This window comes from Variovorax sp. 38R, assembly GCF_014843395.1.
Lineage (GTDB): Bacteria > Pseudomonadota > Gammaproteobacteria > Burkholderiales > Burkholderiaceae_C > Variovorax > Variovorax paradoxus_H.
Map to the genome: position 1 here is coordinate 3,622,254 of NZ_CP062121.1, position 13,006 is coordinate 3,635,259.

Here is a 13,006-nt window from a genome sequence, read left to right on the forward strand (position 1 = left end):
CAGCCCGCTTCATGCGGGCTTTTTCATGCCCGTGATCACCTGACAACCACCTCCATCTCGTCGAAGCAAACTCCGAAGTCATGTTCCTGCAAAGGCTGCCGAATGCATCGAACGCATCCGACACACTGTCAAACTCAAAATGCCTGGAGCTGTGCTTGGTTTGATCCCACGATCGTATGCAGCGACCGATCCCATTGTTCTTGATTGACTGCATCGACCTCAGAATTTGAGGCATTGCGCCTGGTTACCTGAGGCGCGCTCGCTGGCAGTAGCTGAACGGCCACCGAGTTCGACAAGGGCACTGAGAACCCCGCACCGAGCCTGTCTTGTGGAATCGGTGTATCCCCAATCACAAACGAGTTCCCAGCTGGCGCATCTAGGACAACCATCGACAACGCTTCAAGCTGAGTCTGGACCATAGGCTGGGCCTTCAATGCCTCCTGCTCCGGCAACTGCGGATCCCAAGGTGGAAGATCCAGCAATGCACGCACTGCTTCGGCCAACTGTTCAAGCGACACCGATGTCAGTTGTCCATGAATACTCTCAGCCTCCGAGGCGACAACGCCATAGGGAGCCAGCGTTTGCGCGAAGACCTCTTTCGAAAGTTGGGGCGCTGTCATGAACGCGATCCCCAACTCTTTGGTTAAGCGGTAACCGCGACGCATCACATCTGGATGCCGGCACGCCTGTAGCGCGAGGGCACTGCAAAGTTCTTTGCGGTCGGCATCCTTCACCTGAGCCGCAGGTACAACAAATCTTCGAAACACCGCTGCGTGCTTCGACTCCAGCGTCGAAAGTTGGTCCTCAATCTGGTCCGAAGCAATCCAGTCGTCGTCGTAGACCGTGTAGAGCCAATCGGATTGCATGACATTGCCAGTCGAAACCGGCCCAGTAAGTCCGTCCCGACGACCAAATAGCTGCCCAGTTCCGCTACGAAATCCTCGCAGCCAGAACCTCGGTATGAAATGGTGATTTTTCTTCAACTGAGACAAGGCTTTGCTCCGAATACTCCGTATGCCGCAGAGTTTATCGCCCCCAAAGCGCTTTCACTGCACACCGCTACCAGTGCCCATCCAGAATGATCTGAGACACCCGAAGCCGCAGCTTCGCGGGCTCCCAATCGAGCTGGAACGACACGTAGTCAGCGCACTTCGCGCACAGCGCCCCCACTGGCGCTGTACAGGCCGCTCAGGCGACGATCGCGAAAAACACAAAATCCAGATACGCTCTGCTTCACAACATCATTGCGAGGTGGGGATGCTCATTCTTCTCAACACGGGCTGGGTCGCGCACAGGTTCGGACAATGGCGCTGGGCACTTCACGCTGCAGCGGGCGTCGTCTTTTTTGTCATCGGCTGGGCTGCTGCCAACATTGTTCTCGTTGTGCAGTCCCTTGCGCCTCCCGCAGATTCCTCGGCCGCGGGCTGGACCTTTCTAACCATCGCTGCCCCAGGATTTCTGCTCCTTCTGTATAGCCTTTGGCTCTGCTACATCGACTCGACTCGAGATGCATATCGAGCCATCGCGGAGCGCTACCGTCGAGATGGCTGGTGAGGAGGCCAGACCTGCAAACAATGCCCGCCTCATGCGGGCTTTTTTATGGGTGCGTACCTCCATCAGACATTAACCCCTTAGACTTATATCGCGATCCCCATGTCTATCCTCCCTCCCTCCGGGGATCGCCTTGCCCGCCTTCGTGCGGGCTTTTTCATGGGTTGCCCACTCGAGCGGAAGCACCGGCAGCCTGGCTGCAAAGTAGCATTCGCTCATGTGGAAGCCCGCCAGACCCATCGTGATCACCGGCCAAGCCCTGACCGATGAGGAGGCTTGGTGGCACGAGTTTCGAAACGAACTCGAAGAGCTGGCGGAGGGTTCGGTCGACAGCGCCTGGCTCACCATGGTCTGCCGCGTCGTCTACCCCATCGCCTTCAAAGATGACCCGCGGCATATCGCCAAGCTGGCGTACGCCGTCTTTGCGCTCGAGAGGCCGCAGCTCGGCGGTGCAACGCACAGGGCACGCATGCGCCGGCTACGGTCAAGTGGACGCACTTTCTGCCGACGGACGTGGCGGTAGGCTTAACCTGCCCTTCGCCTGCTCGCTCCCTCGCGGTACAGCACCCCTCCGATCTCTCCCAGCACTGCCCAGTCATCCTCTGTGAGGTGATCGCGGGCCAACTCCATCCAGGCCGCCAGGTTGGCGACGGCTTCATCCAGCCCTGCCTTGCTGCGCTGCACGTCGAGCAGGCCGGCGCGCTCCTCGAAGAGCGCAATGATGGGGTGAATCATCTGGCCACTGTGGACCTGAGCGACTATCGGCGCAAGGGCTTGCAAGCCAACCTTCCGCGTGCCCTAGAAAAGCCCCCTGCTTCCGCAATGTTTGGCGTGTGGATGGGCAGCTAGATTGGCTTGGAGGCGGCTGCCGCCGCAGCAGGCAACGCTTTGAATGACGTCAATGCCTGGACTTGAAGCTCAAGACTTCTGACCTTCTCCTCCAGCTCGCTCCTCTTTGCATTCCGCACGTCGAGCACGTTGTCCATCGCTGTCATGAACAGAATGAACGGCACTCCGAACAAGTTGAATATGTGCATCAACAGGACCAGAACTTCACCTCGCGTAGGTGCACCGGTGGAATGCCAGAATAGCCAAATGCCGAAGGTGGAGTTGACGACGAGCACGATCAAAAAGACGATCTTTATCCATCGCTTCCAGAAACGAACCAGGTTGTCGCGCTTGCTCTCCTCAAGGGCGGCAATAGGTATCGAAAGGCCTATAAGCGCGATGATTGTGCCGACGATGAAGCTGAGGAGCGAGAGATCCATGGTGCATTGCTGAGTGCTTGTACAGTACGACTATATCCACGGCGCCCTCCCGGCCCGCTACCACCGCCCATACAGGATGATCTGCGACACCTTGTTCGGAGCTCGCCGTCTCCGGGCGGTTTTTTTCTTGGGCGCGGGCCTCCGGCGCACAGGCTTCAAACTTGCTGACTGAACTTCTTGGTTAAAGCCCCCGGATCCGGGTGCTCGCTCAGTTGACTGGGAAAGTGGATCCTCTTGCCTCCATACGGCTCATAGATCGATCCGAACAGTGGATCAGCAATATGAATGCGGCCCGTCGCATCGATCTTGAGCAGTCCAAGGTCGAACAGGGTGTGGACGTCGGCTCGAAGCAGCAGTCCGTTGACCACATGGTTGGTATCGCCATCCATGTAGGGAATGATGTGGGCGGCCTCGAGCACCGCCTCGATCTCGCAGCCCGTCACCGCGCACTTTCCATCGTAGGCTTTGATCAGGTCCTTCCTGAACTTCGGCTGACCGCGGCGGCGGACAACCTCCGCCAGTACCTTCTTGCGCCCATCGACCAAGTTTTCCGAGTCAAAAACAGTGGGATCGACTGTGGCTTCTGCGGCCACCAGATCTTGCTCGTCAGCCGATGGAGGAACAACAGTCGAGAAAACCTCTTCGACGAAGTTTTCCAGGTTCCCGTACGTGCCGCGAATTTTTGCAAGGCGCTCGTCCCCGATCCTGGAAAACCCACGATAGCCATTGTTGAGATAGTCGATGACTGGCTTGCTGGTGACATGCACGTCGACAGCTCGCGGCTGAGTCAGGATGTACATGTACTCCCAAGTCTTCCCCTCCGGCGTCTGGCCCCAAATCGCACGCGCGAGATCGGCGTTGTGGATCTTGGCGATCACAGAAGAAACGTACCGATAGCGGTTGTCGAACACGGTGAGGACGATGTCGCCGTCCTGCATCTGATTCCACATGGGAATGTTGCGCTCGCCAGGCACCGCGCCCCACGCATAGAAACCCTGCGAGTCCGGCAACAGCGACCTCAGGTAGTCGGCCCGCTCTGCTGTCAGGTGCGAGTCGAGGAGTGAGCTTGGCTGTGGGTTGCGAATGGAGTCGTTGAGATGCTCTCGCGCATCTGCATCGCCGGCAGTAAAAATGTATAGCTGTCGCATGCGTGCTCAATACTCCGAGTACTTGTTGGACTTGCCTCTCACCAAATCGGCGGGGTATTTTTGTGCGTTTTGAGCCAGCTTTTCCTCAGCTGCCGCAAGCAGATCGATACCGGTCACCGAGCAAAGCCGGAGCAGGTAGATGAACACATCGGCCACTTCATGATTGATGGCTTCGCGCGTCTTCTCAGGCAGGCTTGACACGCTTTCCTGCCCATCTCGCCATTGGAAAATCTCCATGAGCTCGGATGCTTCGACAGCCAACGCCATGCTGAGGTTTTTTGGGGTGTGGAATTTCTCCCAGTCACGCTCCTTGGCGAACTGGTCCACCTTCTGCTGGAGGCCAGATAGCTGATTGAGGTGGCCTGTATCGGACATGATGCGGTTCCTTACCTGGGCTGTACGATCGATGTCGCACATGCGAAGCGCCTAGCTTACTTGCTGCGCTTGCACTACCGCTGGGGGTCATTCAAGACAAAGGCGCAGCGTTCTTTTCCACTCAAACCGTCCCCAAAAGCATGGACTCCTGAGCGCCGCACCAGACAGTCGATGAATGCAACACATTGCCTCAGAGCGCTGATCGAGCAGATCGGCCACTAGACTGACCTCGGCGGCCCACGTTTTCTCCCTCTTCCCTCCTCTGGGCCGTCCTTGCCCGCCTTCGTGCGGGCTTTTTCTTGCCCTATGCGCGCCGTCGTGCGATTTATCAAGCTCGTTCGTGCACGCTCCTAGACTCCGCCCCTCCCAACAACTCGCCAACGACGGCGAAACGCTCATGACCAGGACCGAGTTTCAAGGTTGGGCCACAGCGGCACGCTTGCGCGATACGAAGTCCCTTGAGGCGGCTCGGTTCGTGCTCACTGGGAACCTTCGCCCTGGTGAGGCAGCAAAGGCCGCTGGTTGCAGCCCACAGGCGCTGACCAACACCCTTCGCAAGATCAAGGACGCGATGGCAGCTGCCACCGCCCCCGACGTCGCCCTGCAGTGATGCAGCTGCGTCCTTTCCTGCTCGCCGCCCTACTCGCGCCAACGTTGGCCGCCGCGGCCGAGCCGCGCGAGTGTCTGGTGGTGGGCGTCAGCGACGGCGACACGATCACCGCGCGCTGCGGCGAGCCCGGCGCCTACGAGCAGGTGAAGGTGCGGTTCAACGGCATCGACGCGCCCGAGAAGAAGCAGCCCTTCGGCCAGCGCGCGAAGGAAGCGCTGTCCGATCTGGTCTACATGAAGGACGTGGAACTCGACTGCCGCAAGACCGACCGCTACGGCCGCAGCGTGTGCCGCGTGCACGTCGCGCCGGCGTCTGCGCCGCATGGGCCGATGACGCGCGACGCCGGGCTCACGATGGTCACGCTCGGGCTGGCCTGATGGAACCGCGCCTACGCACGCGAGCAGACGGAGCAAGAGCGTGAACAGTACGAGTTCGCTGAGGTTGAAGCGCGAGCCAAGGGCATCGGCATGTGGCACGACAAGCGTGCGACGGCGCCATGGGAATGGCGTAAGGCTCAGCGCGAAGCCGCAGGGATGTAGCTGTCGGATGCAGGCCCTGGACGTCGTCGATACGGCAAGGGGACGTTGGGAGTCGCAAGCACTGGCAATGGCGGGGACAAGCGCGAATGGACCATGCGCCAGGGGCGCCGCACGCCGCACTACACCACCGACGTGCGCCAGGTGCCCGTTGCCAGGGCATAGCCTGGCGCCCCCTACGCAAGGTCCCGTCTAGAAGGGAATGTCGTCATCGAAATCAAAGGCGGACAATTCCGAGCGAACAATTTTGTAGAGTTGCACGTCTTTGCCTTCAACCTTTTCGACAGAGTCGAGCGCAAGAAATTTTACTGCACCGTTATTAACTGCTTTGACGAGTGCCGAATCAAAAAGAGGCAGCTCCGGCCCTAATCGCCTTTTATCTCTTCCCAAGATTGAAGCAACGCTTTGAGGTTGATCCGAATCTGAGGATTTCGCCCTCGCGCGCAGGAGCTTTTCAAAATCTTCGAAGCTATCGATCGGGAGATCCATATCCTTGGCCTTATGCCCAAGAATAAAACACGAACTAATTAGATGCTCAACAATTTCCAGAGCAACTTTTAACTCAGATTTTTTTGGCTCTCGAATCTCATGCGCCGCATCATTCCCGAGAAATCGGATCGCATGGAGCCGACGCTTGTCACTGCTTGATATATGCCCACCCCTAAAAAGGGAATCTATCCGTTTTTCCAGCGAAGCCCCTGAGACCTGTAAATGAGTGCAGACGGCTTCAATTGTAGCTCGGAAGCCTATCCCTGCCAAAATCCATGCATCACCTGCATATGCACTAATAGTCTGACGATAAACTTTGCGAATTAGCTCCGGAATCACGTGCTGCGAATCCAGCTCTCGATGCCCAAGGATTGAAGGCGGATAGCGATGAACCTTTACCGCATGGTACTTCTTACCACTTAATGGGTTTTCTTCAATATCATCAAAGTCGTCAATCCGATACCGAAATCCCAATGATTCACAACCTAGGCATCTAATAATCTGCCAAGAATGAAGCTCGTTAAACCAAGACGCTTCTGCAGCATGTTCAACTGCATGCAAAATCTCATGCTTCGTTGCCAAGCCACAAGTGCGGCAGGTAATTTTCAGCGTCGTCTCGGCGTTTTCCATACGTCCCTCAGCCCCCTTCATGAAGCGACAATTATCAGGCGCGAGACACCGAACCGGAAGTTTTATTAAAAAGGAAAGCTATGGGACAGTCAGGAAACAAGCCGATCTTCACATTTTCTGCTGCACAAGTGGTTGGGTGGGAATCCCGTGACTGCGTTGATTTTGCGGTCGCACTTGCTCGGCTAAGCGGCTGGCTCCTCCATGTCGACTGGTGGACGACATCGGAACATCCCCGCCCAGATCAGATGCAGCCCCTCCGTGTGTATGTTGCCGACAACGCCGACAGAGTGTTCGATGTTCGAGGAGTCCGGAGCATCAGTGAATTCAACCGCCGAATCATCTTGGACCTGGCTCGTCGAAGCGGCGCATCCCACAAGCCTGGAGGTGTCCTCACTCGCTTCTACTCGGAATCAAAGCTCGCAGAATTGCCTCTTCGATTCCAACCTGACGAGGAGAAAATTCGAATAGCGACTGATGCGATCAGAAGCCATCCGTACTACGAAACTGCTGTGCCTGCGAGGGTGGCATCAAGGATGCCCGCGCACGAGGCTGCCGGGTTTTCTTTCGGCAGATGCGGCCCATACGCAGAAGCAATGCGCGAACTTGAAGGACTTCAACCAACAGCACTGTTGGCAATCCGCTTCGCGCCGATGTTCGAGGGTACGCGCCGAAGTGACACCGGCTACTTCCACAGCGTGGTCCTTCACCCCGATGGCAGCGGTGAGGATTCTTGGGGCAAAGCGCCACTACAGGATATTGCAGCGCGCTTCGGAGTTATTGAGTTCAAGACTAACGATGACGAGCATCGGCGTGTCATGAACAAATTGCGTACGAATACCCCGGAGAATTTTGAAAAAGCGCTTGAGCACGCGCGGGAAATCATCCGCCAGTACCGCCAGTGATAGCTGGTGGGTTTATCGCTCAACCAGGGCCCTGTCAACATCGACCTGCGCCTTCAACGCCTTCACTTCGCTGTCTCGGCGCGTGACGATGCTGCGAGCTTCCTCCTGAAGGTCTGCAGATCGAGCAAGTAGCTCTCCTGCTTCGCCAAAAAGGCTGTCGACGGTGCCGGGTCGATCTCCTGGATCTCCCGAGCCAGCGGCGTGGGCTGCGGCTTCTGCGCGATCACGGGCGGCGAAGGCCGCGAAGGCGTCGCGCAGCCCAGCAGCGAGCTGGCCATTGCGGCGCTCAGCAGCAATACGAGCAGCGGCTTCTTGAGCGAGTGCATGGGTGAGTCCCTGTTGTGCGGCCGCGTGCGCAGCCATCTTTTCGGAAGAGCGTAGCGCATCGGTCAACGCCACGCGGTAGCGGTCCGAATCTTCTTGAGCGCGTTCGCGCTTTTCACTTGCGAGGTCAGCACGCACCACGGCAGCGCGCGTGCGCTCGATACCTGCAACGCCCAGGGCAGCAACCAGCCCAACGCCCAGCAGCCACAGCAGCGGCGTCCTCAAGTCGAGCAGCACCATCACCACCACCCCCACCAGCGCATCCACATCGCAACGATGATCGGGTTCACGTGCGGCCTCCGACGCAGTAGCGCGTCTCGTCCGCGCGCCTGTTCGCCAGACCCTGCACGAAGGTGTAGACCTTGGCACCGGTCTTCGGATCGATGCGGCTGGTGAAGCTCCACACGAGCTTGCCGTCATCGCTGCGGCTCAAGCGCTGGCAGCCGCGTACCCACTCGCCGCGGTTCCACGCCGCCATCGCGCCGCTGCTGCAGGTGGACGGAGCACCGAAGTTCCAGGCGTGACTGCCGCCGGCGTCGAACACGTCTTGCGGGGGAAGCAGCTTGAAGCACTGCGCGAGCTGCAGCTGGACGTGAATGAGAGCTGCGCGTTCCTCGCGCTCGCATTGCTCGGCACTCCAGCGCTCGCCCACGATGATCGGCGTCGAGGTGACGTGCCGAGTCAGTCCTTTGCAGACCGTCGGCAGGCCACCGGCCAGCTTGTCGGCGTAGACGACGTACTGCTTGCCCCCCTCCCACTTTCCCAGCAAGCCCAGCAGGCCGGCGCTGGCCAGCACGAGCGAACCAGCGAGGTGGGGGAAGTAGCGCTTTTCGGCTGCCATTGTCATTCGAGCGGAACGCGCCCGCTGTCCTGCTGAGCCATCCGCTCGGCCCACTCGCGCGCCGTGTAGGTGCGGCGCGGCTCAATCCAGTCCAGGCGCTCGAAGAAGGGCCGCCAGAACCTCTTCCAGCAGAACTCGATGAGCAGCGCGAGGGTGTAGCAGGCGGCCGCAGCGGAAGCGATGTTCGGCCAGTTCAGCACGAACAAGTCCGCGAAGATCGACGTCGTCCTCGAGGCGCTGTCCACGATTTGCGCACCGGTTGCGGCAGCAATCGAGGCCCCGGCCTTGAGCGCGGGCATGCTGATAGAGGTGGGGTCTTCGTTCATGCCCCGGATCATTCCGGGCCCGGCTCACGCTGTGAAACCCTACAGGGGCCCCACCCTTCCGCAGGCGGGAGCCTGCTGTGGCAAGCTGGTCGGAACACTTACGCGCCGTCGGCCTCGAACCCGACGAAAGTGATTCCACCAAAGCAGACCGCCGCGTTCATCTGGAAGCGCATCTTCTGCGACTGACGGAAGTTGTGACCGCCTTGGACCCGGAGCGTGGCCTCTGCTCCCGGCTCAGGCGGGGTGAAGTTTTCGAATCCCCAGTTGCAGGTCGACCAAGTGCCGGGGTTGTCGAAGTCTTCCACCTGGGCATCGAAGAAGTAGTTGGTCCACTGCCAAGTGCCGAAGTCGTTGTTGGGGCGGCGGCGCACGCGGATTTCGAGCAGGTCGATGCGCTGACCGAAGTCCACTGCAATACGCCCCCCCGTGTCGAGCGCCAGCACCGAGCCAGCAGTCATGTCGGAGTCAGACAGTTCGGCCGCGTCCAGCGTGCCGTTGGCAGTGAGAGTGGCACCATTGTCGAGAGCGAAGACCCACGAGTTTTCACTGATCGGCACGGCGAGCGTGAGGGTCTGGTCGTTGCTGGCCCAGCCTCCCCAACCAAAGAGGTTGCTGACCCGAACGCGGATCGTCACAACGCCTGGCGAGGTGTACGTGTGCGATGGGTTTCCGTCCATGCGGACGAACTCCTCCACAGACGATCCGTCAGGGGCTCATTCAGTCGCTGGTGAGCCCGTATGCGCTCATCGACGAGCGCCGCTCTCGGCCACAAGCGGCCGTCCCAGAACGGCTGCTTCGGAGTGGCAGATTCAACCAAGGTATAAGCACAGGCAAGCTGCCCGAGACGGCCAAGGGTCGCGGTATCGTGCTGGACCACTCGGAGCGCCCGAACAACCTGTTCGCCAAGCAGGTGAAGAATCGCAAACCTGACTGACCGTCAGGAGCAGCTAAGCGGCAGTCTTCGCGAGCCTGTCCGTTTGTCAAAGCTGAAAGCGGTTCTGCCGTTGGCCGAACGAGTCATTGCGGTGCACAAAATAGAACCATCAAGGGAGATCAACCGGATGTCACACCCCGTCAATTGGCTTCATCTGTCCGACTTTCATTTCGGCCTCCACCCTTTCGAACAGGCGTTCTCTGCTAAGAAGATCGTGGAGCACCTCAAGGATGCACAAGTTAGGGGGTTTACTCCAGACTTCATATTCGTCACGGGTGATGTTGCAAACTCCGGGAAGAAGGCAGAGTATGAGCAATTTGTCGAGCATCTGATCTCGCCGATCGTGGAACTATTTGGAAGTGATTTCCTAGATAACATCTTCACCGTCCCGGGCAATCACGATCTAAATCGGCAGGTCAACGAAGAATTCAGCAAGGAAAAATTCGTCAGGCCGGAATCGCGTTCGTTTTATCCGGACCAAGGATCTGCCTTGCGCCGCGAAATGCTAGCCAAAAGATTCGAAGATTTCTTCGAGCACAATTTTTGCCAGAGCTCCGAAGGCATCAAGTCCGACCGCGGTGCGGTTGTGGCAGAACGAACCATCGGTACTATCAAGATCGGGATCGTTGGACTGAATACCGCTTGGCTCTGTGACGGAGAGAGGGACAAAGAAGCCCTGACTCCTGGCGTTGCAATTTTGAGAGATGCCCTTGAAGGAATTTCGGATTGTCACATTAAGTTCGTTCTTGGACATCATCCGCTTGACTGGATGTACCCTCCTCACAGGCAACCCATTCAGTCGCTATTGGCCGCCAAGCACGCCATCTATTTGCATGGCCACATGCACACTGAATCGTTTTCCAACACACTAAATGGCGCGGGCGAATTTCTCGCCGTTCAGTCCGGGGCTGGGTGGCAGAGCCCGGAAAGCGGAAAATGGAGAAATGGCTTCATGTGGGGAGCTGCAGATCTTGATGCTGGTTTGATTCGATTCCAACCCTTCAGTTGGAGCTTTCCAAATCAGTGCTGGACGCTGGATGGCGCTCGGTTCCACGAGAATTACCGGAACGGAGACTGGTGGGAAATCGAAGCACCGCGCGCGCGCACGAAACCAGATTACGCGCCGAGACAAAAAAGCCAACCTCTCATAGGCTGGGAAATCAAGGATCTAACCACTCTCGAGCGAAGCACTGAAAAGCTGACGGAGGATGAGTCGATCGCATTTTTCGATGGCGCGACGCCAACTTGGTCTATCGCGCTGTCCGAGTCCATTCCGCGACGAGAAATTGTCGGCAAGGTATCGAACAATTTTCGCCATGATTCAACAACGCCATATGTTTGCGTGCTAATGGGGGCTGGCTGCGAAGGAAAAACAACGGCCCTGTTGCAGTCGGGCCTAGAAATACTGCTTGCAAACAGAACCAAGAAGCTTCTATTTAGAACAAATCACACTCGCCCGTTCAATGGCGCGGAGTTAATGGAAACCTTCCGCAGTCACGACAATTGGCTGGTTGTTATTGATGAGGCAGATCAGGTCGCGAAGGAGGTACTACGCTTCATTGATTCTGGTTTCGATGGCTACGCAGGGAGGATCGACTTCCTACTGGCGAGTAGAGATTCGGATTGGCAGTCATCTGGCGCAAAGTGGCTGCCCTGGACGTTCAAAGCCAAGTTCAAAGAAGAGGTCCTCAAAGACCTTAGCGTCAGAGACGCGGACTTAATCGTCAAGTCTTGGGCTGAGTTCGGAAGTAAAGGTCTTGGCGAAGAACTTGCATTGCTTCCGGAAAATGAGCGTGCAGATAAGCTGCGCTATTACGCGAAGAAGGAATCGAAGGGGAATTCCGACGCTTTCTTTGGTGCACTGCTGATGTCCCGCCACGGCAATGATTTGCTAGATCATGCGCAGTCAATGCTTGAGCGGCTTGCAGAGGTTGAGTTGCCAAGTGGGCACACGCTGAAAGACGTGCTCGGCTACATCGCAGCAATGCACGTAGAAGGTTTCGATAAGCTCAGCTTTGCAGCGCTCGCGGGACTTTTGGAGCTATCCATCCCAAAATTGCAAAGCGAAGTATTAAGACAGCTTGGTAAAGAAGCGGCTGCCACCAGCACATCGACGAGCATTTTTACCCGACATAAGCATATCGCCGCGGCGCTCATTGAGGTGCTTGAGACCAAATTCAACGAAGACATTTCTCACTTCTACATTGACCTGGCAATATCGGAGGTCCAGCGCTCAAAGACTGAGCAAGTCATTGATTTAGCATTTTGGCGATTTGAAATGGCCGAAAGGTTATTCCTGTCGGGAAAGACGCGACTTGCAATAGACGTCGCCCGAAAGGTCTACGAGGCTGATACATCTTTCCACCTACTCACCAAGCTAGCATCCTTATATCGCCGACAAGGTAATGCGGATGAAGCCGTCAGGCTATTTAGGGATTTTGATTCCAACCCAAGCCATCGCGGCTTCTATTTTGAATGGGGCGTATGCGAGGGGATTCAGCGTAACCGTACGGAGAACGCATTACTCGCAAGTTACGCATTGAGTGATGAGTCCGAGCCCGGATCGCTCACGGTCGAAAACGCGCGAATGTACCTCAGCGGGCTTTCCAAGTGCTGCGACAAGCTCCACATTGCGTTTGCAGACCGTATATTTAGCGACGCTGAATCCGCTTGCAATTCGCTATTGACGATCCTGAAAAAAAACGACAAGGCCAAGAAATCCGAAAATGAAGACCTGCTATCAAGTTTTGCCAAAGATGTAGCGAAGCGCCGGAAAAACTTATACGAGAGAGCAGAGGCGATCTCCATCCTGAATGATATGGTTCGAAAACTTGAACCATACGGCATCGCCCCAGAAGTCTTGCAAATTATTGATGCGAGCTCAATGTCATTTATGTCGCTTGATCGAATCGTTCGAAACGTTGAATTGCTTTAGTAAGCCTATTCTCAAGCCTCAACCGTGGCTGTACCTGGACCGTCCCGTCGCTGCGGGCCTGTCGCTTCAACATTGAGCGACCGCTCTCGGAAGGTGAAATGGCTTGGGGCTAGGTCCGCTCAGGGCCCAATAGCTTG

The 13,006-nt window shown here is 57.2% G+C and carries 14 protein-coding genes and 2 pseudogenes; 6 read left to right on the forward strand and 10 right to left on the reverse strand.

Annotated features, from left to right (window positions below):
• Positions 1-134: 134 nt before the first annotated feature.
• Positions 135-992: a DUF4238 domain-containing protein gene (locus tag IG196_RS16675; protein WP_192191999.1), complete on the reverse strand. Its 858-nt coding sequence runs from the start codon at positions 990-992 to the stop codon at positions 135-137.
• A gap of 776 nt (positions 993-1,768) precedes the next feature.
• Between IG196_RS16675 and IG196_RS16680 the strand changes: the two genes are divergently transcribed.
• Positions 1,769-2,074, forward strand: coding sequence for a hypothetical protein (locus tag IG196_RS16680; protein ID WP_192192000.1), 306 nt, complete (start codon positions 1,769-1,771; stop codon positions 2,072-2,074).
• Positions 2,075-2,076: 2 nt separating this feature from the next.
• Here the strand turns inward: IG196_RS16680 and IG196_RS16685 are convergent, their stop codons facing one another.
• The 4 genes from IG196_RS16685 to IG196_RS16700 all read right to left on the reverse strand — a co-directional run bounded on the left by IG196_RS16685 (position 2,077) and on the right by IG196_RS16700 (position 4,342).
• Positions 2,077-2,286, reverse strand: coding sequence for a hypothetical protein (locus tag IG196_RS16685; RefSeq protein ID WP_192192001.1), 210 nt, complete (start codon positions 2,284-2,286; stop codon positions 2,077-2,079).
• A gap of 110 nt (positions 2,287-2,396) precedes the next feature.
• Complete coding sequence (locus tag IG196_RS16690; protein WP_192192002.1) at positions 2,397-2,819, reverse strand: hypothetical protein; 423 nt, start codon at positions 2,817-2,819, stop codon at positions 2,397-2,399.
• Between the two features lie 155 nt (positions 2,820-2,974).
• Positions 2,975-3,967 (reverse strand): HNH endonuclease, encoded by a 993-nt coding sequence (locus IG196_RS32060; protein WP_225616683.1) that lies wholly within the window; start codon positions 3,965-3,967, stop codon positions 2,975-2,977.
• A gap of 6 nt (positions 3,968-3,973) precedes the next feature.
• Positions 3,974-4,342 carry a nucleotide pyrophosphohydrolase gene (locus IG196_RS16700; RefSeq protein WP_192192003.1) on the reverse strand — a complete coding sequence of 123 codons (369 nt, stop codon included), beginning with the start codon at positions 4,340-4,342 and terminating at the stop codon, positions 3,974-3,976.
• Between the two features lie 609 nt (positions 4,343-4,951).
• Here IG196_RS16700 and IG196_RS32355 point away from each other — a divergent pair.
• From IG196_RS32355 to IG196_RS16710, 3 genes and pseudogenes are all read left to right on the forward strand, one after another.
• Positions 4,952-5,266, forward strand: a pseudogene (locus IG196_RS32355) (thermonuclease family protein); the annotation flags it as partial.
• Positions 5,265-5,285, forward strand: a pseudogene (locus IG196_RS32360) (hypothetical protein). The pseudogenes IG196_RS32355 and IG196_RS32360, both read left to right, overlap by 2 nt.
• A gap of 206 nt (positions 5,286-5,491) precedes the next feature.
• Entirely contained in the window at positions 5,492-5,653 is a 162-nt protein-coding gene (locus tag IG196_RS16710) for a DUF4113 domain-containing protein (RefSeq protein ID WP_192197042.1), read from the forward strand.
• Positions 5,654-5,680: 27 nt separating this feature from the next.
• Here IG196_RS16710 and IG196_RS16715 read toward each other — a convergent pair whose 3' ends face one another.
• Positions 5,681-6,607, reverse strand: a complete 927-nt coding sequence (locus IG196_RS16715; protein WP_192192004.1) for a DUF4145 domain-containing protein — start codon at positions 6,605-6,607, stop codon at positions 5,681-5,683.
• A 593-nt stretch (positions 6,608-7,200) separates the two neighbouring features.
• Between IG196_RS16715 and IG196_RS16720 the strand changes: the two genes are divergently transcribed.
• On the forward strand, positions 7,201-7,509 hold the full coding sequence (locus IG196_RS16720) for a hypothetical protein (protein ID WP_192192005.1): 309 nt from the start codon (positions 7,201-7,203) through the stop codon (positions 7,507-7,509).
• 12 nt (positions 7,510-7,521) lie between these two features.
• On the opposite strand, the gene IG196_RS16725 is transcribed toward IG196_RS16720, so the two are convergent.
• The 4 genes from IG196_RS16725 to IG196_RS16740 form a co-directional block, all read right to left on the reverse strand.
• On the reverse strand, positions 7,522-8,100 hold the full coding sequence (locus tag IG196_RS16725) for a hypothetical protein (protein WP_192192006.1): 579 nt from the start codon (positions 8,098-8,100) through the stop codon (positions 7,522-7,524).
• A 19-nt stretch (positions 8,101-8,119) separates the two neighbouring features.
• A complete protein-coding gene (locus IG196_RS16730) occupies positions 8,120-8,674 on the reverse strand; it encodes a lysozyme (protein WP_225616684.1) in 555 nt (184 codons plus the stop codon).
• Between the two features lie 2 nt (positions 8,675-8,676).
• Positions 8,677-9,000 carry a hypothetical protein gene (locus tag IG196_RS16735; protein ID WP_192192008.1) on the reverse strand — a complete coding sequence of 108 codons (324 nt, stop codon included), beginning with the start codon at positions 8,998-9,000 and terminating at the stop codon, positions 8,677-8,679.
• Positions 9,001-9,098: 98 nt separating this feature from the next.
• Positions 9,099-9,677, reverse strand: coding sequence for a hypothetical protein (locus IG196_RS16740; RefSeq protein WP_192192009.1), 579 nt, complete (start codon positions 9,675-9,677; stop codon positions 9,099-9,101).
• Between the two features lie 300 nt (positions 9,678-9,977).
• Here IG196_RS16740 and IG196_RS16745 point away from each other — a divergent pair, with 300 nt between their 5' ends.
• A complete protein-coding gene (locus tag IG196_RS16745) occupies positions 9,978-12,869 on the forward strand; it encodes a metallophosphoesterase (RefSeq protein WP_225616685.1) in 2,892 nt (963 codons plus the stop codon).
• Positions 12,870-13,006 lie beyond the last annotated feature (137 nt).

Bases quoted from the DNA above. Each gene is read 5' to 3' on its own strand.
- IG196_RS16690 (WP_192192002.1), bottom strand. From the start codon at position 2,819: ATGGATCTCTCGCTCCTCAGCTTCATCGTCGGCACAATCATCGCGCTT.
- IG196_RS16685 (WP_192192001.1), bottom strand. From the start codon at position 2,286: ATGATTCACCCCATCATTGCGCTCTTCGAGGAGCGCGCCGGCCTGCTC.
- IG196_RS16735 (WP_192192008.1), bottom strand. From the start codon at position 9,000: ATGAACGAAGACCCCACCTCTATCAGCATGCCCGCGCTCAAGGCCGGG.
- IG196_RS16700 (WP_192192003.1), bottom strand. From the start codon at position 4,342: ATGTCCGATACAGGCCACCTCAATCAGCTATCTGGCCTCCAGCAGAAG.
- IG196_RS16720 (WP_192192005.1), top strand. From the start codon at position 7,201: ATGCGCGAACTTGAAGGACTTCAACCAACAGCACTGTTGGCAATCCGC.
- IG196_RS16740 (WP_192192009.1), bottom strand. From the start codon at position 9,677: ATGGACGGAAACCCATCGCACACGTACACCTCGCCAGGCGTTGTGACG.
- IG196_RS32060 (WP_225616683.1), bottom strand. From the start codon at position 3,967: ATGCGACAGCTATACATTTTTACTGCCGGCGATGCAGATGCGCGAGAG.
- IG196_RS16730 (WP_225616684.1), bottom strand. From the start codon at position 8,674: ATGGCAGCCGAAAAGCGCTACTTCCCCCACCTCGCTGGTTCGCTCGTG.
- IG196_RS16715 (WP_192192004.1), bottom strand. From the start codon at position 6,607: ATGGAAAACGCCGAGACGACGCTGAAAATTACCTGCCGCACTTGTGGC.
- IG196_RS16680 (WP_192192000.1), top strand. From the start codon at position 1,769: ATGTGGAAGCCCGCCAGACCCATCGTGATCACCGGCCAAGCCCTGACC.